The sequence below is a fragment of the Borrelia sp. P9F1 genome (assembly GCF_030436115.1).
Classification (GTDB): Bacteria; Spirochaetota; Spirochaetia; order Borreliales; family Borreliaceae; genus Borrelia.
The window spans coordinates 381,493-403,128 of sequence record NZ_CP129407.1; the positions used below are offsets into that span (position 1 = coordinate 381,493).

Here is a 21,636-nt window from a genome sequence, read left to right on the forward strand (position 1 = left end):
ACCAACTATAAAATAATTCTTAAAACTTTTTTCTTACCAACTCTAAGTTCAAGCTCACCATTAGTAAAATTATCCTTAGTAAGAAAATAACCTTGTTCTCCTATCCTTACTTTATCTACATAAACCCCACCCGAGTTAATTAATCTTCTACCCTCCGATTTACTAGATACAACTTTTGAAAGAATCATTAAATCAACCAATAAAATTCCCTTTCCCAAACCAGCTAGCCCCAACTCAAAAAAAGGAATACTGGCTCTATCTCCAACCCCTTTAAAAGCTGCTGCGGCTGCTGCGGCTGCACTTAAAGAAGCCTCCTCTCCATGCACAATCCTTGTTATTTCAAAAGCCAAAGTTTCTTTTGCTTTGTTTAGTAAATTTCCCCCTAAACTTGAAACATTGCCAATCTCATCCTCTTCCAAAAAAGTAAATAAATACAAAAATTTCTTAACATCTAAGTCTGGAACATTTCTAAAATATTGATAAAAATCATAGACACTGTATAGATCTGAATCAAGATAAACAGCACCCTTTTCTGATTTTCCCATTTTCTTACCATCGCTTCGTGTAATAAGAGGACATGTAAGACCAAAAACCTTTCCTCCCAGTTTCCGTCTTATTAACTCAACCCCAGAAACAATATTACCCCACTGATCATCGCCTCCCATCTGAAGGTTACAATTTTTGATTTTATTGAGCATGTAAAAATCATAAGATTGCAAAAGCTGATAATTAAACTCAATAAACGAAAGACCAATGTCTAGTCTTCTTTTATAAGTCTCAAACCCCAACATTCGATTAACAGAAAAATGGACTCCGATATCTCTTAAAAATTCAATATAATTAAGACTACTAAGCCATTCTGAGTTGTCAAAAATACAATCACTGCTAAGCCCTGTTATTCGTGACAACTGTTTCTTTATTGCAACAACGTTTCTTTCTATATTATCCTCTGATAAAATCCTTCTCATTTCGCTCTTGCCAGAAGGATCCCCTATCTTTGTAGTGCCTCCTCCAACCAGAGCAATCGGTCTATGCCCTTGCTTTTGAAGATGCATCATTGCCATAAGGGGAACTAAATGTCCAATATGAAGAGAACTAAAGGTAGCATCAAATCCCACATAAAAAACTATCCTCTCCCTATCCATCAACTCACTTAAAGCCTCTAACTTTGTGCACTGCTTCAAGAATCCTCGTCTCTTTAAAATCTCCAAGGCGAGATTCATCTACTTGAAGCTCCCACTATAATTTAACATTTCAGTTCTAATGTACGAGTATAACTCGTCAAGCGAAACCCTTACCTGAGTCATTCGATCCCTCTCTCTTAAGGTAACCGTCCTATCCTCCATAGTGTCGTAATCTATTGTTACACAATAAGGAGTTCCAATCTCATCTTGTCGCCTGTATCTCTTGCCAATTGTGCCACTGTCATCATAAAACATATAAAAATCATCGCTAAGCTCCATGAATAATCTCCTAGCAAGATCATCAAGCCCGTCTTTTTTAACAAGAGGAAGTATGGCAACCTTATAAGGAGCAAGTTTAGGATGAAGTCTTAAAACTGTTCGCTTTTCACCTCCCTCAAGCTCCTCCTCTACATAAGCATCGCAAAGAGCCATTAAAACACCCCTTGTAAGTCCAAGAGACGTCTCAATAACATGAGGAATATATCTCTCACCACTTATTAAGTCGTGATATTCAAATAACCTAGACTTCTCACAAAACCTAGCATGCTGTGTCAAATCATAATTTCCCCTATTATGAATTCCCTCAATTTCCTTAAAACCAAATGGAAATTCATACTCAATGTCAACAGCAGCTTTAGCATAATGCGCAAGCTCGTCTGCTTCATGTTCTTTAACCCTAAGACTCCCCGATTTTATTCCAAGAGTTTCCACAAAAAAACTCATTCTATTTTGCTTCCAATAGTAATACCAATCATCCATTTGATTAGGATGTACAAAAAATTGCATTTCCATTTGTTCAAACTCACAAGTTCTGAATATAAAATTTTTTGTTATTATTTCATTCCTAAATGCTTTCCCAACTTGGGCTACGCCGAAAGGTACCTTAAGTCTCGTAGAGTCCAATACATTTCTAAAATTAACAAAAATACCCTGAGCCGTCTCTGGTCTTAAATAAATTTCACTAGAGCCCTCTTTTGTAGCTCCAATATTAGTTTTAAACATTAAATTAAAATTTTTGGGTTCTGTAAAGGAACTCTCCTCACTGCAACTAGGACAATTACCAGACACATCAACAAAATCAGCCCTAAATCTATTTTTGCAATTCCTACAGTCGACCAGTGAATCTGAAAAGCTATCAACATGCCCAGAGGCCACCCAAACCTCAGGTCTCATAAAAATAGCACTGTCTAGGCCTACTACATTCTCATGCAAGTAAACCATACTCTTCCACCATTCCCTCTGTATATTATTTTTAAGCTCAACACCCAAAGGACCATAATCCCATGCCCCTGAAAGTCCTCCATAAACTTCTGAAGACTGAAACACAAAACCCTTTCTCTTAGCGAGTGCAATAATATCTTCCATCCTTATCATATCAATATCCTTAAAATGTATTATTTTTATTATTCATGTCTTTTCAAAAATTCTTGTGCTAGGTTTATTCTATCAAAAACTTTATCTTTCCCAAGTAGTTTTAAAGAATCAAAAAGAGGAGGTGATACCTTGCTACCAAGCACTGCAATCCTAACCGGAAGAAGAACTTCCCCTATCTTTAGGTTATTGTCCCTAGCAAAATCATTAAACACTTTCTCGTTCTCATCCGATGTCCTTGTTTGAAATCCTTCTAATATTGGCTTAATTTTGTCTAAAATCAGATAAATGTCACCCACTGTCTTCTTTTTGCCCAAAAACTCACCTAAATTCCACGTTTTAATATCTTCGTAAAAAAATTTAAGCATATTTACAGCTTCATTAAGCTTTCTAATTCTTGTCTTTATAAGAGGTATTAAAAGTATTAATGTTTCCTTATCTTTATGCTCAATATCTTCTTTAAGATAGGATACTTTTTGCAACAAAGGAAGTAAAAGTTTAGCCAATTCTTCGTCTTCCTTCTCTCTAATGTAATGACTATTAAAAAAATCTAATTTATGATAATCGAAAATAGCAGGAGATTTATTTATCTTCTTAATGCAGAACAGTTTTTGAAGTTCATCACTCGTAAAAAATTCTTTCTTATCATCATAAGACCATCCAAGTAAGGTAATGTAATTAATAATAGCCTCTGGAAGATATCCATCCTCAATAAATTGTCTTAAAGACGTAGCTCCATGCCTCTTACTCAATTTTTGTCCATCACTACCCATTACCATCGGAAGGTGACAATAAACAGGAGGAGTCCATCCAAAAGCATTATAAAGAAGAACATGCAAAGGTCCTGAGGCCACCCACTCCTGTGCCCTTAAGACATGCGTCACTTTCATTAAATGATCATCAATAACATTTGCAAGGTGATAAGTTGGAAGTCCGTCAGATTTAAGAATAATAGGATCAGGGTTAATATCCTTATTCAACCATGTTACTTTGTCAAGCAAAATATCGTTAAAACTAGTCTCTCCATCAAGGGGAACTTTAAACCTAACAACAGGTTTTATTCCCAAACTTAAAGCATCTTGAATCTCACTCTCATTTAAATTTCTACAATGTCTATCATACCCCGTTGCCATCTTGTTAACAGTCTGGATCTTTCTGATTCTTTCTAATCTCTCCGGTGTGCAATAACAATAATAAGCACCCCCCGATTCAACTAACCTCCTAGCATACCCATCATATATTGCCGTTCTCTTCGACTGAACGTAAGGTTCATAAGGTCCACCACAAGTGGGTCCCTCATCAAAATCAACACCAAGCCACTCTAAACTTCGATAAAGGTCATCTTCGGCTTCTTTGAAATATCTCGTCTGATCCGTATCCTCAATTCTGAGTAAAAATTTCCCACCACATGACTTGGCGAAGAAATAATTAAATAAAGCTGTTCTAATTCCTCCAATATGCTGCAACCCCGTTGGAGAAGGTGCATATCTAACTCTTACGTTCAAAATCTTGTCCTCTCTTAATAAAAAATATCCTTCTTAGAGCTATCATAAATATAATAAAAAACTACAAAAAATAAATTTGAGCGCAGAAGTCTAGCATGTTTAATATTCAATTTGTCTTTGTATTTAAAATATTTGTTTCTAATCTCAAGTTTACTGGCTTCAATCAAGGAAGGGGCTACATTCGCCCTCTTTAACACATAATAGTAATAAATCGTAAAAATTGGTCCTCTTAAAAAATACCTCCTTAAAAGATCTAATACCTTACCCAATTTTTCATATTCTTCAAAAGAAATCATGCTAAGACCCACGCAATACTCTACCCACCTATTCCTGCTACCTTCATACTTTAAAATCAAACTAGATGCCTTCTCTTTCTCTCTAAAACTGATGAGCACAGCATAAAGTTCCACTATTGTTTTATTACTAATCTTGCTATCCTTCAAATAAAAATAAATCTCATCGAGACTTTTTTTGTCCTGTTTGATTAAAATCATCTTTAAACAAAGAGAAATATCGAACACACTCTTAAGTCTCTTCCGAATTATTTTAAGCTTTAAAAAAGTATAAGTATTCTCTACTCCATTGAATACAAAATATAATCTTGAATAAAGAAACCTGGAATAAAAAAGATTAAAAACAAACACAAACAAAACAAACCCTAAAATAACATGAAAATGAAAAAGAATAAAACCTAGCACACTCAAATATTTTAAAATTTCTAGAAAAAAAATCAAACAAACAAAAGATCCAACAAACATAACATTAAAAATTAGAAGTATTTTATCTACCATCAAAGTCTCTTTAAAAATTAATATAATTACACAATCGAAATGTATAACCAATATTATACTAAAAATAATGGACAATTGATAAATAATGTGTTATATATGTTTATTAACAAGTTTAAATTTTAAGGGGAAAGATGGGTGGTCTTGGTAATTTAGCAAAAGACATAAAATCTTTTTCTTATGTCATAGATAAAGACTTTTTGGTCTGGCCCGAGAATTCTCTTGTAAAGCCAAAGAATGTTGAACTGATTGAAAAATGGAAATTGGAAGAGGAACTTCACACAAAGGATTGCTTCTTTGATGAATCACTGATGAATAAGGGAAGCATGTCGATGCATGCGGAATGCGATAAGGAATCAATTTCAAGCTATCACGTACTAGTAAGCAATTTGGAAGAAGTATATGAGACTTGTAAAAAAAATAAAAAGATTTATTATCAGGACGTCCTGCCAACTGCTAAGAAGGTGATAGAGTTTTATAAGAAAAATCAAAAAACATTTATTAAATATATTAAAATACCTAACTTTTTGTCCGATTACCATATTGTACACTCAGTAAACACTGCCATACTAACAGCAGCACTTGGGAGCGAGATGAATTTAAATAATCACAAGACTGTTGAATTGTGCACGGTAGCTCTTCTTCACAAAATAGGATTTCTGTTTATACCTTCAAAGATAAGCGAAAAACAAGGGAAATTAAGTGATGAAGAATTTGACATGATTAAAAAATATCCTGTACTCAGTTATAAGATTATATCTACAACTGATTTTTCACATTCCATCTGTACAACGTTACTAAATCATAAGGAAAATTTAGATGGCTCAGGTTATCCCAAAAAACTTAAAAGTGAGAATATTAGCATTGAGTCAAATATCATTGGAGCTGCTAGTGCATATAGTGCAATTATTTTGGATAAAACATACAAGAAATCCTTAAACTCTGGTGCATCTCTTATAGAATTAATACAGGACGCCGATAAAAAATTTGATAAAAGGGTTTTAAAACTAATCATTAAGGTACTCTCTCAATGCCCACTGGGTTTTATTGTGGAACTTAACGATGAATCAGTTGCTAAGATAGTAAAAGTCAACGAAGAGAACCTCAATTATCCATACATAAAGTACATAATCAAAGACGGCAAAGTTGTACCTCCTAATGAAAGCCAAGATTACATTAAGTCAATACCCAAAACGAAAACGGGAATTAAAAAAATACTCGGACAAAGCGAGATAGAATCTCTTTTAAAAAGATACTCTTTAAAAGAAATATAAAAGGAGAAAGTATGGTTTTAATCATATCCGCAATGGATGCGGAGGCGGAAGAAGTAAATAGTATAATCGAGAATAGACAGGAACTTGCATTAGACGGCTATCTGGGCAATAAAAAAATTCATAAGGGGAATATTTCGGGGTATGAGGTAATCTCTTTAACTACTGGTATTGGTAAGGTAAATGCTGCTACTTGGGTTAGTTATGTTATATCAAAATATAAAATTAATCGCATAATCAACTCGGGAACCGCTGGTGGGATAAGGGAAGACTCTAATCTGAGTATTAAAGACATAGTAGTATCATCAGAGGTAGCATTTCATGATTTTGATTTAACTAAGTTTGGGCATAAAATAGGACAAGTGCCTGGATTGCCTCAAAAATTCAAATCGGATGAAGTAATGCTTAGAAAATCAGTTAAGGTTATAGAGGATAAAATCAAAGATGTAAGTGCTCATATTGGTTTGATACTTACAGGAGACCAATTTATTGGAGACAAAAATCAGCTAGAGGCAATCAAGAGCAACTTCCCAGATGCTTTAGCTGTAGAAATGGAAGGGGCTGCTATTGCACAAGTTGCACATACATTTGGAATACCTTTCATCATCACGCGTTCTATATCTGACTTACCAAACACTAAAGATAACCACATAGATTTCGATAAATTTCTAAAAATCGCATCCGTAAATTCGGCTAGAATGGTCAAGGAACTTGTTGGACTCATAGAAGAGGATCAGCATGATAAATAAGATATCAACGTCTGAGGCTGTATCCGAAGGTCATCCCGACAAGATTGCAGACCAGATTTCTGACGCAATCCTTGATGAGATGCTAAAAAAAGACAAAATGGCTAAAGTCGCATGTGAAACGTTAGTTTCACAAAATTTAGTGGTCATAGCAGGAGAAATAAACAGCACAGCAAAGAAAGACATAAACATAAAGGAGATTGCTAGACACATAATAAAAAATATTGGATATACAAACATAGAATATGGACTTGACTATAAATCTGTTACAATAATCGATGCTATTGGATATCAATCAATAGACATTGCAAATGCAGTTAATAGAAAAGACACAACGGCCACTGGGGCGGGGGATCAGGGGATAATATTTGGTTATGCTTGCAATGAAACTGAAAATTTTTTGCCAATAGCATACGAGCTATCTAACTTAATTTTACAAAAAGCCAGTAAGCTTAGGAAAACAGGGGCAATTAAGTGGCTTCGACCTGATGCTAAGTCACAAGTCACCATTGAATACAATTCCGATAAAAATCCTACTCGAATAAGCACTATCGTTGTTTCTCATCAACACGATCCCGATGTTTCTCAAGAAGTCATACGCCAGACACTAATCAAAGAGATCATAGAACCCACCCTTAAAAGTAAATCAATGTTTGAGCCTAACATTAGATACTACATTAATCCTTCAGGGAATTTCGTTATCGGAGGACCAACTGGAGACACGGGGCTTACGGGAAGAAAGATTATCGCTGACAGCTACGGTGGGTTTGCAAGACATGGAGGAGGCGCTTATAGTGGGAAAGATGCCACTAAAGTTGACCGTTCGGCTGCTTACATGGCGAGATATATTGCTAAGAACATGGTGGCGGCAGGTATTTCTAGAGAATTTGAAATACAACTTGCTTATGCCATTGGCATTGCTAGCCCAGTATCCATTAAGATAACTTCAGGAATAAATGACGACGCATACGAGAATAGGATATTAAACTTTATCATAAATAATTTTAATCTAACTCCAGATGGTATAATTGAAAAGCTAAAATTAAGAGAGCCCATCTACTCCAAAACATCCACATACGGGCACTTCGGAAAAAATGAACTAGAATGGGAGAAGTTAGACTTTGTAGACAAAATTAAGGAGGAATTTAAATTATGAATAAAATATCAAGCTTTACGATTGATCACACAAGACTGAATCCCGGCATATACATCTCAAGGAAAGATGTTTTTGAAAATGTAACATTTACTACCGTAGATATTAGAATGAAGGCCCCTAATAGAGAGCCTGTAATAAACAACGCAGAAATGCACACAATTGAGCACATAGGTGCCTCGCTAATCAGGAATCATCAAGATTGGGGTCTGAAAACATTATACTTCGGGCCAATGGGCTGTAGAACTGGATTTTATTTAGTCCTTTTGGGAGACCACGAGAGCAGGGATCTTGTTAATTTAATATCTTGGCTTTTCACTGGGATAGTAAACTTCCAAGGAGACCTCAAGGATGCGGGCACAACTGAAAAGGAATGTGGAAACTACCAAGATCACAATCTGACCATGGCAAAATATGAGTCCAGTCAGTATCTAAAAATACTGACGAATGCTACAGATGAAAACCTAAACTACCCCTCCTAATATTTCTCATTTAAACAACTGAAGCACTATGGATCAAAAATCCAGAGAACGAATGGATCCTATGTTTTCTTGATAAATGAGTCCTACAGTTACTCTATGCATCTGATTAAACAGCAAAGATTTATTATGAAAGATTGGTGCAATTGTGTATTCTAAGAAAATAAATCCCAAATTGATTCTTGTGCCAACATCAAGTCCTACAATGAAAGGATTGATGCTTTCTACGTAATCTATATGACCGTAAGAATAACTCCTGAAATCTAAATATCCCACCTTAAGCCCCGAAAAAGCAGTCAAACTAAATATAGCCATGTTGGGAACAAAAAAATAATTAAGATACACTCTAGCTGATACTGAAATATCACGAAGATCGAAATTATCAGGAGATCTTATTAGCTCCTTTATATCATTCGCCCCTGTTAACATGTGCACAGCTTCCCTAGTATAGGGTGTATAACTTGACAGCAATCTTGCATCCGCAGATAATTCTCCTCCAAAAGCTAGCCTATCTGACACAACAACCCCAAAACCACTCATGATCTGATATTTGAGTCTTTCATAAAAGTATAAATCCGGAGAGAAATTATCAACACCAACACCAGCTCCAGCGTAAACATTAGTATCCCCCGAAGAGAAAGCACAAAGATCAAACACACTCATCACAAAAATTAACACAAAAAAAATCTGCGCATATAAAACCAACCTCTTTTAAACTAATAAAAATTAAATATTTCGACCTATCCTTTTGGATAAATCCAAAAATTCATCTTCTACTAGATTAACATTAGAGCCTCTTATAAACCCAAATTTATCTCCCTGGAATCTTGGAACTACATGAAAATGAGTGTGAAAAATAATTTGCCCAGCTTCAGAACCAATTGCAGTATAAATGTTGACTCCACCACAAATACCTGAATTCAACTTCTTCAAAGCAAGAGCTGTTCTCTTACACACTTCCAATACCCTACCATTAAGCGTATCATCCATAACTAAAGCATCATTGCTATGCTGTTTGGGAACAACAAGCGTATGCCCTACATTTAAAGGATTAATGTCAAGAAAGGCAAGCACTAAATCATCCTCATAAACCTTATAAGAAGACAGCTCACCCCTTATTATCTTGCAAAAAACACAACCACTCAAATCTTCCGACTTAACCATATTGAATACTTATTATATCCTCAGAAATAATTATACAGCACCAATCTAGCTATATTAAAATAGGCAATCAAGGTAATAACATCAGCAATAGTAGTAATTAAAGGCCCCGCCATCAAGGCTGGATCAATTCTTAAAATCTTAGCAAAAATAGGCAAAAGACCTCCTAATACCTTTGCCACCATCAGGCCTATCATCAAACATGAAGAGACAACAAAGGCTATTCTAAACCTCTCATCATTATCAGGTATTACAAAAAATACGACCCTTAAAAAGTTAATACCAGCAAGGATTGAGCCAACTAATACGCTGACACACACTTCCTTAAATAAGACACGAAAAAGATCCTTTACCTTAAGAGTTCCAAGAGCAAGCTCACGAATAATTAATGCAGAAGCTTGGGAACCAGCATTTCCTGATGTATCCATCAAAAGTGGAATAAAACTAGTTAAGATTACCAAAGATAAAATCAAATTCTGATAACTTGTAATTATGGTAGCTGTTAAAGTAGAAGATATCATAAGAATTAAGAGCCAGACTATTCTATTTTTTGTCATGTCAAAAATAGAAGTATCAAGGTAAGATTCGCCTAAGGGAGTAACAGCGGCCATTATATGAAAATCTTCAGTATTTAAACTCTGTACAACCTCAAGAATATCGTCAATAACAATAATTCCTATCATTCTTCCCTCATTATCAACAACAGGAACACTCAAGATATCATGATTTTGAAAAAGAAGAGCAACATCTTCCTTTCCATCGCCAACTTTTACAATATAAAATCCACTCGTTCTCATTATTGAAGAAATGACAACATCATCCCTGGACAACATTAAATCTTCAATCTTGACAACTCCTCTTAATCTCTTCTCTTCATCTGTAATATAGTAAGTATAGACATCTTCCTTAGTCTTTGCCACCTTTCTAATGTAGTCAAGAGCTTCTCTAACAGAAAAATAATCTTTAAGCTCAATGTATTCTATCTTTACAATTGAACCAGCAGAATCATCGCTGTAAGACAAAAATTTATTAATAATTTCTCTATTTTCCTCAGTAGAACTTGCTAAAAATCTCTGCACAACATTTGCCGGCACTTCTTCCAAAAGATCAATAACATCGTCAAGGTTTAACTCATCTATCATTTCACTTATTTCTTTGTTAGTAAAAGAATTAGCTAACTTATTTCTTGTGACTTGGTCAAAATTAGAAAAAGCCTCAACAGCAACTTTCTTGGGCAGAAACCTATAAAGTAAAATCAAATCAGAACCATTAAGTCTCCTCATCGTTTCACTAATATCAAAAGCATCATACTTTAAAAGCTCTTCTTTTATTTCAGAGTATCTCTTCTCCTCAAGTAAGGTCTTTAAAAATACAACATCCATCATATCAATGCTCCCAAGATCTTAGTTATCAATAAATACAAAAACAAACCGATTAACTATAACTTATCTAAAAGCATAGAGCATCTACCCGAAGGTATAGGCAGGGTCTTTTCTTTCTTATTTAATATATTTATTGTAAAGTAATAAAGTTTTTCAGATTCCATCTTTATCTCCCAGCCCCTCTTGCCCTTATTGCAAATAATTGTGGTTTGATTTCTTCTAAGAGATAAGCGTTCTATCCCCATAACTTCAAGAGCAGGAATATTCCAATAGACTGTCTTATCCGGTAAACTAATTGTAAGACCAATAATATTTTCTATCATCAGGCTAATACTAAAAAGTGCAAGATAACAAATAATATCCTTTTCTGGAAGAATTTTCTTCTCAACATCAAAATAAGCTGGACCCTCATTCATTGGCTTATAAGCCTCCCAAATATGCCCCTTAACCTTACCGTCGGGTAACAGAGTATCCAACACGTAATACAAATGCCTTATGGTAAACTCTCTTGCAATATTTGCACGCCTACAGTACTCAAGGCCTTTAATAATAAAAAAATTCATATAAGTGTAAACAGAACCATAGTACCCATTTCCATCTAAATTAAATTTAGAATCATTAACAGAAAGAGTAGGAAAGGGATTTAAAGTACCAAAGTGTTGATCACTTTTTAAATAAAAAACCATTCTCTCTATTCTATCTTCACTTGGGATCTCAGAAAGCATGGGCAGGAAACCCACAATTGTTTTACACCTAATAATGTTCTCATTAGCGTCAAGATCGTAATAAAATCCATCACCCTCATCCCACATCAACGAATTAATCTTGGCCTTAAGGGAAAAAAACCTTTTCTTATACTCAAGCGATAAATTTTTATCATTCAATATGTCTGCCAATTTCGAAATACAATACGCACTATGTACTTGTAATGAGTTGAAATCAATTGGATAACACACATCTTCTCTAGGAGAATTCTTGTAAAAGATCTTATTTACGTCAATTGAATAAAGTCCATTACTCTTTAAAAACTTTTTCTCTATCCATCGATAATATTTGTCAAGAACTGGCAAAACATCAGAAATGCGTCTCTTATTGCCTGTTTTATGGTATAAGTTATATTCTGCCCAGGCGAAAATCGGCATCCCAATGCTCTCATCATTTCCTTCTATATAAATAACCTTATTGCTCTTGTCATAACGAGATCTAATCGCACCTGATGTTTCCTGAAGTTGATAAAATTTATCAATGGTAGATGTAGGAGAATACTCTCCATTACTGTAGACAAGAAAAAAGCTTGAAAGACAAGCCTGCATTTGGTCTATGAAGTCAAGACTCTCAGAATAATAATTTTTTTCTCGCCTACCTCTCTCTAAAGTCTGAGGGAAAACAATTTTGTCCTGTATCCAGGACAGACTTTTATTGTAGATATCAATAAAATCCTGATCATAATAGTATATTTTTGGAAATATTCTCTTACTCAATACTCAAACCTCTGAAAACAAATATAGATAGACTCCTACTCATTATATCATTATTAAATTGACAAAACGGGACTTAATAAAATTTTTAGTTTTAGGCTACTTTCTTCATAAACACAAAGCCTTAAAATGGATTAAACCTCAACATTTTTGTCTACTCATAAAACAAGAAGCAAAGGCTTAGGAAAAACAAGTACCTAAGCCTAACTAACATTCAACAATGCAAACATATTGTTAAATACCCAATAGAATAATATCAAAGAATCCCATCAAGGAAAGTCTTATATTCCCCAGCGCTCCTTGGAACAGTAATCTCCCCATTAATTATTTTGTCAGAAACATCATCTAATTCTTTTTCTAATTTAAAAGGAATCATCTTAGGATTTCTAACAAAACCTACAAAACCTTCCTTTAATCCATAACTTAACACCTTACCACCCTCAAAAGTACTTGTCTTTAAATAATTGGCAGTCAAAATATATACAACTTGTCCAATATCTTTGATTGAAGAAGTGATAATATTCTCAGGGGCTAGGAACGACTGATCTTGATCAACTCCAATGATATAATGTCCTTCTCCCATCTCCCTTGCTACCTCAATTGCTCCTAATCCACCCAATCCCGCAGCATGATAAATAATATCAATCCCATCACTATACATCTTGCTTGCCATCGAACGTCCGGTTTCCGTATCAGCAAAACTTCCTACATATCCACTACGAATGACAATATCTTTGTTTGCATACTTAGCACCAGCTTCGTACCCAAACCTAAACGAATTAACTATTGCACCCTCAATTCCACCTAAAAACCCAATCTTGCCTGTCTTAGTAGTTTTAGCTGCAATATAGCCCACTAAAAAGGCTCCTTCCTCTGTTCTGAAAGTTATAGCTGCTAAGTTCCCCGGAACTATTACATTTTCTTCATAAACAGGATCAATGTTCGCATACCTTACATCCGGATTTTCCAAAGCAACACTAATAGAAACGTTGCTAAGCTTATATCCAACTAACCATATAAAATTTGAACCATTATCCCTTAATGCTTCAATATCAGCTAAATAAGAATTCGAAGTAGACTCCTTAGGCACCACCTCTATCCCAAAATCCTCACTCAGCTTCATAGCACCCTTCCAAGCACTCTCATTAAAAGATTTATCATCAAAATTCCCATCAATTAACATAGAGACCTTAGAAGTCCCTCCCGCATCCCTAGAACCAGAGCATGACAAAAAGAAAGTAAGTAAAATTAAAAACAGCCCCCCCATATTATATCCCCCTAAAATAAATCTAACTAAAAGTCTATAATTTTGATTTAAATAAATCAAACTCATATTTGGTGGCAGGAACAATAAGTTCTCTTTCAATTATATCATTCTGAAGTTTAAAAAGATCTTCAACCAACTTATCACCAATGATACTAGGATCTTTAACAATATCAATAACTCCTTCCTTCAATCCCTGCTCAACAACACGTCCTCCTCTAAAGTTTTTGTTCTTCATGGCATCTACTGAAAGATCATATATCGCCTTTCCAACGTCTTTAATTACAGAAGTAATAATGTTCTCAGGAGCAAGATATGACTGATCTCTATCAACCCCAATTGCATAGCGACCAGGTCCGAGCTCCTTTGCCGCTTCAAAAACACCAAGAGAAGCAAGCCCCGCCACAGGGAAAATAACATCAACGCCATCATTAACATACATATGCTTGGCAATGAACTTGCTGGAGCTTTTATCATAAAAGCTAGTTTCGAACAGCCTCTTTGCAAATACCCTTACCCTGGGGTTTGCGTAAAGAGCTCCTGCCTGAAATCCAACCAAAAAATCCCCAAAATGCTCGAGAAAAGGCATACTTAAGAAGCCAACTTTACCACGCCTACTCATCTTAGCAGCTACATAACCAGCTAAAAACGCTCCCTCTTGATGTCTAAACTTAATACCCAAACCATTTCTAGGCACCCTAATACCAAGAGAACCATAGTCAATAGGATCTACGATTCCATAAAAAACATTAGGATTTTCATATGACAATCTCAATAAATTCTCTGAATAACGAGGACCAATTAACCAAATAAAATTAGCCCCCTCCTTTTGCAAAGAATATATATCTTCTAACGCAGCCTCTGCTTTTGTCATAAGTTCCTTCCCCTTCACAGGGTAAGGTGTTAAAATCTTTGTTATAAGATTTATTCCAAACTCATCTCTTATCTTCATGGTCCCCTCAAAAGCACCTTGTAGATACCCCTTATCTTTAAATTCCGCATCGGCCACAATTCCCATAGTAAATTTTCCACCAAAAGATAAAGAGGAAGATTCCTCTGATTTAACACAAGACACAAATAACAAAAGAAAAACAAAACACATACCTTTAGACAACTTTACCTCTCCTCATAAAACAGATCTAGTATTTTAAATATTTAATACAAAACTCTTTAACAAACCACCAACAAAACAACGTACAGACATACGAACAACAGAAAAAATCCTCTCCTAAAACAAAAACCAAAACAATCTGATCCAATAAATTATAGACTATAAATACTTAAAAACTATTAACATTTAATATTCATCAAAACTGACTGGAATAAATATCACCACCGGCCACTTTAATGTCTAAAACTTTGGTATTGTAGCATCTATTTTAAAATAATAGATAATATATTTCTCTGCCAACTCGATTCCACCTAAAATTCAATCTTCCCTGTCTTAGTATTTAAATGATCATTTTCATGAAGATGCCCTACCGGAAAGACTGAACGATGGGAAGCCAAAAAATCTCAAGCTGATATCTGCTAGAGATTTGACGAATGCTTGTCATTATTCAATCCTTCAAGAAAACTTCTAATTTGTGTACTAAACAGGTTTGGGGCTAACGACCTCACATACCCCAAACCGGCAAATATAAATAAGTATGAATTAAGTATGAATTTATTCCCATACAAAATCTAGATACTACAATCTAGGTTATAGTATCTTTTATGTAACTAATTTTGATATAAAAGTATCATACTCTGTCTCATTTCTGGGAACCTTAATCTCATTATTAATTATTTTATTCTTAACTTCCAATAAACCCTCGTATCCCTTTTCCAGATTCAGACTTATCAATTTATTAAAGATTAAATCAAGGGCTCCATCCTTAAGTCCAAACTCTAACCTTTCGCCTCCGTTCCACTTACCAGTATCCAAATAAGATCTTGTCATATCAAATATTACTACATCAACTCTTTTAACATACGATAGAAGTATGTTGTCTGGTGCAAGGGATGACTGATCTTGGTCAACTCCAATTACATAATATCCTTCTCCCATTTCCTTTGCTACCTCAATCGCTCCTAGTCCTGATAATCCTGCTGCTGTAAATACTATATCAACCCCATCACCATACATTTTGCTTGCCATTGAGCGCCCTAATGAAAGATCAGTGAACGTTCCAACATATTGTGTATTTATCTTAATCTCATTATTTGCATATTTCGCTCCTGCATCATACCCAAACCTAAATGAATTAATTACTTCTCCCTCAATTCCTCCTAAAAATCCAATCTTGCCTGTCTTAGTAGTTTTAGCTGCAATATAGCCTACCAAAAAGGCTCCTTCCTCTGGTCTAAAACTCACATTCATTAAATTCTTAGGCAACTCAACATCTTCCGCATACGAGCCTTCAACGATTGCATAATTGACATTGGTATTTTCCCTAGCTTTCTGTAAAAAGACATCCGTAAATTTAAAACCAAGTCCCCATATCAAACTAGATCCACCATCTTCCAAACCTCCAATATCTCCCAGATAATCAGAAGCCTTAGATTCTTTTTCAATTACATTTACCCCAAACTCTCTTTCAAGTTGCTTCATTGCCTTAGAAGAACTCTCATTAAAGCCTTTATCATCAAAAATACCATCGACTATCACAGAAATAGTACTAGGCCCCCCCCCAGCTTCATCTTGCGGACTTGAACATCCTAAACACAAAAAAAGCAAAATAACTTTTCTTAACATAAATTAACCTCCAGCCAATTAAAATAAAAAAAGCACCCCAAAAAGGGTGTTTTACCATCTATAATGTGTAAAAGCTCTATTTGCCTCCGCCATCCTATGAGTATCTTCCTTCTTCTTAAAAGCAGACCCCGTAGAATTGTGAGAATTCACAAGCTCACTAGCCAATTTCTCCTGCATCGACCTACCACTAGACTTCCTAGCAGACGCAATTATCCACTTCATCGCCAAAGCTTCACGCCTCTCTTCCCGAACCTCAACAGGAACCTGATAAGTAGCCCCACCAACTCTCCTACTTCTAACTTCCACTAAGGGCTTAACATTATCCAACGCCTTAACAAAAGCAGCCACCTTATCACTCTCTTCAAGTCTTTCTGCAAGCATGTCAATAGAACCATAAATTATAGCCTCACTTACTGACTTCTTTCCGTCATACATCATCCTGTTAACAAATTTAGCAACAACCCTAGAACCATATCTAGCATCCACGAAAGCCTTTTTCTTAATTTTTCTACTCTTTCTCGACATAACCAAACACTCCCCTAAGCCTTAGGCCTCTTAGTCCCATATTTAGAGCGCCCTTTCTTACGATTACTAACACCCAAAGTGTCCTTGGCCCCTCTAATAATATGATATCTAACACCCGGCAAATCCTTAACCCTTCCGCCCCTGATAAGGACGACCGAGTGCTCCTGCAAATTATGCCCAACGCCCGGGATATAAGCCGTCACCTCAAACCCATTCGAAAGTCTAACACGAGCCACCTTTCTTAAAGCCGAATTAGGCTTCTTAGGTGTAACCGTCATCACACGAGTACAAATACCCCTCCTCTGAGGACAATTCTGGAGCGCAGGAGACGCGGTCTTATCCCCCTGACTCTTCCTTGGCTTCCTTATTAGTTGATTAATTGTAGGCATCCGACACCACTCCCCTTTCCTATAACCAACAAGATTCTAACAAATATATAACCTATTGTCAAACTAAACCCCATCGTTTACATTTTCTCTTATTTTAATTCTTTTATACAAATTCATACCCGTTCCTGTAGGAATTAAATGCCCAATTACAACATTCTCTTTCAAGCCCTTAAGGTCATCAACTCTACCCGCAATCGAAGCATCCGTTAAAACCCTAGTAGTTTCCTGGAAAGAAGCAGCTGATATAAATGAATCTATATTAAGAGACGCCTTCGTTATTCCGATAAGAATTGGACTCGCAATAGCAGGCTCGCCTCCCTGCTCGATGACCCTCTTGTTCTGCTCGTAAAAAGTATGTTTATCAACTTTTTGATTATAAACAAAATTGGTATCGCCCACAGACACAATCTTAACCTTTTTCATCATCTGCTTAATAATAACCCCAATATGCTTATCATTAATGCTTACACCCTGCTTCCGATAAACATCCTGAATTTCTTCTAACAAAAACTCCTGCAAGCTAATTCCGCCAAGAATTTCAAGCACATCGTGCGGATTAATTCTTCCATCACAAAGCATATCCCCAGCCTTAACAATGTCCCCGTCCCTGACCAAAAGATGCTTTCCAGCAGGAATATAATGCTTATGTTCAACCCCATACTCATCCAAAACATTAATAAGTCTCTTACCCTTCTGAATTGCCTTAAAATGAACAACTCCACTCGCCTTAGCCATCTCTGTCAAATTTTTAGGAATCCTTGTCTCAAACAAATCATTAACCCTAGGAAGCCCTCCCGTAATATCTTGAGTTTTTTCAGACCCCTTAGAAAGCTTAGCAATAACATCCCCAATATTAACACCCTGCCCATCCTCAACTTGAAGATAAGCATCTCCAGGAAGAACATAAGACGATATCTCAACACCTCTATCATTAACAATTAAAATCCTAGGATCAAGAGACTCAAAAACCTGATCTGTAATTCTCTTCTCAATATTCCCTGTTTCAAGATTTATCTCCTCTTTAAGGGTTGTACCTAAAATAATATCCTTAAACTTAATTTTCCCCCTAACCTCAGCAATAATAGGCTCTGCAAACGGATCAAATGTTCCAATAACACTTCCAGCTTTAACATAATCACCAACCTTAATCTCAAGTCTAGTACCTGCCCTTAAAGAAACTTCTTGCTCTTCAGAGACAACCATAAACCTATCATCCATAATCTTAATAAACCCAATGTGAGACGAAAATACATCCATACCTTCCTTATTTACAAACAAAGGCATACCCTTAATCACTTTCTGAGAATCCCTAACCTTAATTTCCCCAATAAGGCTAACATCTTCTTCATAAATAACATTTATTATCTTTAAAGTCCCTTTTCTTGTAAAAAGCAAACCATCATCAACTTTAACATTAAACCCTTCTATCCCATTAAGAATAAAAGTGTTCTTAAGCGAAATCTTATCATCCTCACTCCCAGCTTGTGCAACTCCCCCAATGTGAAAAGTTCTCATAGTAAGCTGTGTACCCGGCTGCCCTATTGACTGAGCTGCAATTATTCCAACAGCCTCTCCAATATTAACAGGCTTATTATTTGAAAAATCTCGTCCATAACATTTCTGACAAACCCCATGTTCTGCCTCACAAGTTAAAACAGACCTAATTACAAGCCTATCAATACCAATAGTTTCCAACAATTTTATCCTAGACTCTGTAATCTCCTCGTTTACATCTAAAACGATCTCGCCCGTGATAGGATGCTTTATCCGCTCAATTGAATAACTCCCCACAGCTTTCTCTCTTAAAGACTCAACCTCCTCTTCCCCATTTTTCAAGGCCTCAACCTTTATACCATTAATAGTCCCACAATCCTCTATTCTAACAACAACATCCTGAGCAATATCCACCAATCTCCTAGTCAAATACCCAGCATCCGCCGTCTTTAAAGCAGTATCCGCAAGCCCCTTCCTTGCTCCGTTTGTAGAGATGAAAAACTCTATTACAGACAACCCTTCCTTAAAATTAGAAATAATCGGAAGCTCAATAATATCCCCAGAAGTCTTAGCCATCAATCCCCTCATCCCTGCTAGTTGTCTTATCTGGTTCCTGCTTCCACGAGCTCCAGAGTCAGCCATCATATAAATAACATTAAAACCATCCCTATCCCTCTTAAGAACCTCCATCATCTTAGTAGTAAGCTCTTCATTCGTTTTCGACCAAACGGAAATAACATTGTTGTATCTCTCTTCTCCCGTAATAACACCCTTAGTATAATCATTTTGTATTTTTGCAATCTCTCTACTAGCTTTATCCACATATACTCTCTTTTCTTCCGGTACAATAATATCGCTCATACTTATGGTGCACCCAAATTTGGTGGCGTATTTAAACCCAAGTTTCTTAATGATATCTAACATCTCAATTACAACAGAAGAACCATGAAAAACATAAACTTCAGAAATTAAAACTTGCAGTTCATAATCGCTAAGTGTTTTATTTACAAACTCAACATTGTCTGGCAAAGCTTCATTAAATACAATACGACCCGCTGTAGTCTCTACATATTCACCAGCAACCTTTACATAAATTCGTGCATTGTAATCCAAACTTTTATTATTAAGCGCAAGCAGCACCTGATTAAAATTCAAAAACTTACGGCCTTCTCCAACCACATCCTTCTTCTGCATGGTTAAGCAATAAAGACCCAAAACAATGTCCTGAGATGGAAATACAATAGGATGCCCATTTGCAGGGTTTAATAAATTGTTAGTTGACAACATTAAAGCCCAACTCTCTGCTTGTGCTGCGGGTGTCAAAGGAACATGAACAGCCATCTGATCACCATCAAAATCAGCATTATAAGCATGACAAACAAGAGGATGAAGCTTTATCGCCTTCCCCTCAACCAAAACTGGTTCGAAAGCTTGAATTCCTAACCTATGAAGCGTTGGGGCCCTGTTTAAAAGCACAGGATGTTCCTTAATAACATCATCTAAAATTTGCCATACTTCATCCACTTCTTGCTCAATTAAACTTTTTGCCCTCTTTATATTAAACACAGACTCACTTTCAATTAGCCTTCTAATCACAAACGGCTTAAAAAGCTCAAGTGCCATCTTTGAGGGAATACCACATTGATGAAGTTTAAGCTCAGGACCAACAACAATTACAGAACGACCAGAATAATCAACTCTTTTCCCAAGAAGATTTTGCCTAAACCTACCCTGTTTGCCCTTCAACGCATCAGATAAAGACTTAAGTGGCCTATTAGATGACCCCTTAACAACTTTTCTCTTATGTGAATTATCAAAAAGAGAATCAACAGACTCCTGCAACATTCTCTTCTCATTCCTAACGATAATCTCGGGTGCATTTAGTAACAAAAGCTTTCTTAAACGATTATTCCTATTTATAACCCTCCTATAAAGATCATTTAAATCAGAAGTCGCAAACCTACCCCCATCAAGCTGAACCATAGGTCTAATTTCAGGTGGAATCACAGGAAGAACATCCATGATCATCCATTCCGGTTTATTTCCGGAAATCTTAAAGTTCTCAATAATTTCAAGTCGTCTTAAAAGCTTCTTATCTGTCTTATCATCCTTATCGATCATCTGAACCCTAAGTTTAGATGAAAGCTCATCAAGATCAAGATTTTCAAGTAAAGTTTTGATCGCCTCAGCCCCCATCGAAGCATTAAAAGACATCCCATATCTCTCTCTCGCCTCAGAATACTCATCTTCACTCAAAAGTTGCATCTTCTTAAGGTCAGTATCACCTGGCTCAATTACGATATATTTTTCGTAATAAAGGATAGAATTTAAATTAGAAGCCGTAACATCAAGCAAAAGGCCAATCCTAGAAGGAATATACTTATAGTACCAAATATGAGCAACAGGAGCTGAAAGCTCAATATGCCCCATCCTTTCACGCCTAACTTTAAAATGAGTCACCTCAACATTACAACGATCACAAATGATACCCTTATACCTTATTGATTTGAATTTACCACAATAACATTCCCATTCTTTTGTTGTTCCAAAAATCCTCTCGCAAAAGAGTCCATCTTTTTCAGGCCTTAAAGTTCTATAGTTAATAGTTTCAGACTTCTTAACTTCACCGTAAGACCAATTTCTAATCTGATCAGGAGAAGCTATTTTTATTTTTATTTTTTCAAAATCTTTTATCTCTTTCATAGAAAC

At 35.8% G+C, this 21,636-nt stretch carries 18 protein-coding genes; 4 read left to right on the plus strand and 14 right to left on the minus strand.

What is annotated here, in order from left to right; translation table 11 throughout:
• Positions 1 to 5: 5 nt before the first annotated feature.
• Genes tyrS through QYZ68_RS01870 form a run of 4 tightly spaced genes read right to left on the minus strand, consistent with a single transcriptional unit; the run spans position 6 to position 4,851 of the window.
• Positions 6 to 1,223, minus strand: coding sequence for a tyrosine--tRNA ligase (gene tyrS, locus QYZ68_RS01855; RefSeq protein ID WP_301383889.1), 1,218 nt, complete (start codon positions 1,221 to 1,223; stop codon positions 6 to 8).
• Positions 1,224 to 2,558: a glycine--tRNA ligase gene (locus QYZ68_RS01860; RefSeq protein WP_301383890.1), complete on the minus strand. Its 1,335-nt coding sequence runs from the start codon at positions 2,556 to 2,558 to the stop codon at positions 1,224 to 1,226.
• Positions 2,559 to 2,587: 29 nt separating this feature from the next.
• Positions 2,588 to 4,060, minus strand: a complete 1,473-nt coding sequence (gene gltX / locus QYZ68_RS01865; protein ID WP_301383891.1) for a glutamate--tRNA ligase — start codon at positions 4,058 to 4,060, stop codon at positions 2,588 to 2,590.
• A 14-nt stretch (positions 4,061 to 4,074) separates the two neighbouring features.
• A complete protein-coding gene (locus tag QYZ68_RS01870) occupies positions 4,075 to 4,851 on the minus strand; it encodes a hypothetical protein (RefSeq protein ID WP_301383892.1) in 777 nt (258 codons plus the stop codon).
• A gap of 131 nt (positions 4,852 to 4,982) precedes the next feature.
• Here QYZ68_RS01870 and QYZ68_RS01875 point away from each other — a divergent pair, with 131 nt between their 5' ends.
• From QYZ68_RS01875 to QYZ68_RS01890, 4 genes are read left to right on the plus strand one after another with little or no spacing between them, the layout of a single operon-like run.
• Positions 4,983 to 6,122: an HD-GYP domain-containing protein gene (locus QYZ68_RS01875; RefSeq protein WP_301383893.1), complete on the plus strand. Its 1,140-nt coding sequence runs from the start codon at positions 4,983 to 4,985 to the stop codon at positions 6,120 to 6,122.
• An 11-nt stretch (positions 6,123 to 6,133) separates the two neighbouring features.
• Positions 6,134 to 6,868: a 5'-methylthioadenosine/adenosylhomocysteine nucleosidase gene (locus QYZ68_RS01880; protein ID WP_301383894.1), complete on the plus strand. Its 735-nt coding sequence runs from the start codon at positions 6,134 to 6,136 to the stop codon at positions 6,866 to 6,868.
• Positions 6,858 to 8,021, plus strand: a complete 1,164-nt coding sequence (gene metK / locus QYZ68_RS01885; protein WP_301383895.1) for a methionine adenosyltransferase — start codon at positions 6,858 to 6,860, stop codon at positions 8,019 to 8,021. The genes QYZ68_RS01880 and metK overlap by 11 nt, the downstream gene beginning before the upstream one ends.
• Positions 8,018 to 8,500: an S-ribosylhomocysteine lyase gene (locus QYZ68_RS01890; RefSeq protein WP_301383896.1), complete on the plus strand. Its 483-nt coding sequence runs from the start codon at positions 8,018 to 8,020 to the stop codon at positions 8,498 to 8,500. Before metK ends, QYZ68_RS01890 begins: the two co-directional genes overlap by 4 nt.
• Before the next feature lie 33 nt (positions 8,501 to 8,533).
• Here QYZ68_RS01890 and QYZ68_RS01895 read toward each other — a convergent pair whose 3' ends face one another.
• The 10 genes from QYZ68_RS01895 to rpoC form a co-directional block, all read right to left on the minus strand.
• The gene (locus QYZ68_RS01895) at positions 8,534 to 9,160 is read right to left on the minus strand and encodes a hypothetical protein (protein WP_301383897.1); all 627 of its coding nucleotides are present in this window, start codon (positions 9,158 to 9,160) and stop codon (positions 8,534 to 8,536) included.
• A gap of 63 nt (positions 9,161 to 9,223) precedes the next feature.
• Positions 9,224 to 9,643, minus strand: a complete 420-nt coding sequence (locus QYZ68_RS01900) for an HIT family protein (protein ID WP_301384420.1) — start codon at positions 9,641 to 9,643, stop codon at positions 9,224 to 9,226.
• Positions 9,644 to 9,681: 38 nt separating this feature from the next.
• Positions 9,682 to 11,043 (minus strand): magnesium transporter, encoded by a 1,362-nt coding sequence (gene mgtE, locus QYZ68_RS01905; RefSeq protein WP_301383898.1) that lies wholly within the window; start codon positions 11,041 to 11,043, stop codon positions 9,682 to 9,684.
• Positions 11,044 to 11,096: 53 nt separating this feature from the next.
• A complete protein-coding gene (locus tag QYZ68_RS01910; protein WP_301383899.1) occupies positions 11,097 to 12,521 on the minus strand; it encodes an MGH1-like glycoside hydrolase domain-containing protein in 1,425 nt (474 codons plus the stop codon).
• A gap of 253 nt (positions 12,522 to 12,774) precedes the next feature.
• On the minus strand, positions 12,775 to 13,785 hold the full coding sequence (locus QYZ68_RS01915; protein WP_301383900.1) for a BMP family ABC transporter substrate-binding protein: 1,011 nt from the start codon (positions 13,783 to 13,785) through the stop codon (positions 12,775 to 12,777).
• 34 nt (positions 13,786 to 13,819) lie between these two features.
• Positions 13,820 to 14,896 carry a BMP family ABC transporter substrate-binding protein gene (locus QYZ68_RS01920; protein ID WP_301383901.1) on the minus strand — a complete coding sequence of 359 codons (1,077 nt, stop codon included), beginning with the start codon at positions 14,894 to 14,896 and terminating at the stop codon, positions 13,820 to 13,822.
• 600 nt (positions 14,897 to 15,496) lie between these two features.
• Positions 15,497 to 16,519 (minus strand): BMP family lipoprotein, encoded by a 1,023-nt coding sequence (locus tag QYZ68_RS01925; RefSeq protein ID WP_301383902.1) that lies wholly within the window; start codon positions 16,517 to 16,519, stop codon positions 15,497 to 15,499.
• A 51-nt stretch (positions 16,520 to 16,570) separates the two neighbouring features.
• The gene (rpsG, locus tag QYZ68_RS01930; protein ID WP_301383903.1) at positions 16,571 to 17,044 is read right to left on the minus strand and encodes a 30S ribosomal protein S7; all 474 of its coding nucleotides are present in this window, start codon (positions 17,042 to 17,044) and stop codon (positions 16,571 to 16,573) included.
• Positions 17,045 to 17,058: 14 nt separating this feature from the next.
• Entirely contained in the window at positions 17,059 to 17,433 is a 375-nt protein-coding gene (rpsL, locus tag QYZ68_RS01935; protein WP_301383904.1) for a 30S ribosomal protein S12, read from the minus strand.
• 63 nt (positions 17,434 to 17,496) lie between these two features.
• Positions 17,497 to 21,630, minus strand: coding sequence for a DNA-directed RNA polymerase subunit beta' (gene rpoC / locus QYZ68_RS01940; RefSeq protein WP_301383905.1), 4,134 nt, complete (start codon positions 21,628 to 21,630; stop codon positions 17,497 to 17,499).
• Between the last annotated feature and the right edge of the window lie 6 nt (positions 21,631 to 21,636).

Coding starts and splice junctions, on each gene's coding strand:
- QYZ68_RS01925 (WP_301383902.1), bottom strand. CDS start 16,519: ATGTTAAGAAAAGTTATTTTGCTTTTTTTGTGTTTAGGATGTTCAAGT.
- metK (WP_301383895.1), top strand. CDS start 6,858: ATGATAAATAAGATATCAACGTCTGAGGCTGTATCCGAAGGTCATCCC.
- mgtE (WP_301383898.1), bottom strand. CDS start 11,043: ATGATGGATGTTGTATTTTTAAAGACCTTACTTGAGGAGAAGAGATAC.
- QYZ68_RS01890 (WP_301383896.1), top strand. CDS start 8,018: ATGAATAAAATATCAAGCTTTACGATTGATCACACAAGACTGAATCCC.
- QYZ68_RS01875 (WP_301383893.1), top strand. CDS start 4,983: ATGGGTGGTCTTGGTAATTTAGCAAAAGACATAAAATCTTTTTCTTAT.
- QYZ68_RS01915 (WP_301383900.1), bottom strand. CDS start 13,785: ATGGGGGGGCTGTTTTTAATTTTACTTACTTTCTTTTTGTCATGCTCT.
- rpoC (WP_301383905.1), bottom strand. CDS start 21,630: ATGAAAGAGATAAAAGATTTTGAAAAAATAAAAATAAAAATAGCTTCT.
- rpsL (WP_301383904.1), bottom strand. CDS start 17,433: ATGCCTACAATTAATCAACTAATAAGGAAGCCAAGGAAGAGTCAGGGG.
- QYZ68_RS01870 (WP_301383892.1), bottom strand. CDS start 4,851: ATGGTAGATAAAATACTTCTAATTTTTAATGTTATGTTTGTTGGATCT.
- rpsG (WP_301383903.1), bottom strand. CDS start 17,044: ATGTCGAGAAAGAGTAGAAAAATTAAGAAAAAGGCTTTCGTGGATGCT.
- QYZ68_RS01860 (WP_301383890.1), bottom strand. CDS start 2,558: ATGATAAGGATGGAAGATATTATTGCACTCGCTAAGAGAAAGGGTTTT.
- QYZ68_RS01895 (WP_301383897.1), bottom strand. CDS start 9,160: ATGAGTGTGTTTGATCTTTGTGCTTTCTCTTCGGGGGATACTAATGTT.
- QYZ68_RS01880 (WP_301383894.1), top strand. CDS start 6,134: ATGGTTTTAATCATATCCGCAATGGATGCGGAGGCGGAAGAAGTAAAT.
- tyrS (WP_301383889.1), bottom strand. CDS start 1,223: ATGAATCTCGCCTTGGAGATTTTAAAGAGACGAGGATTCTTGAAGCAG.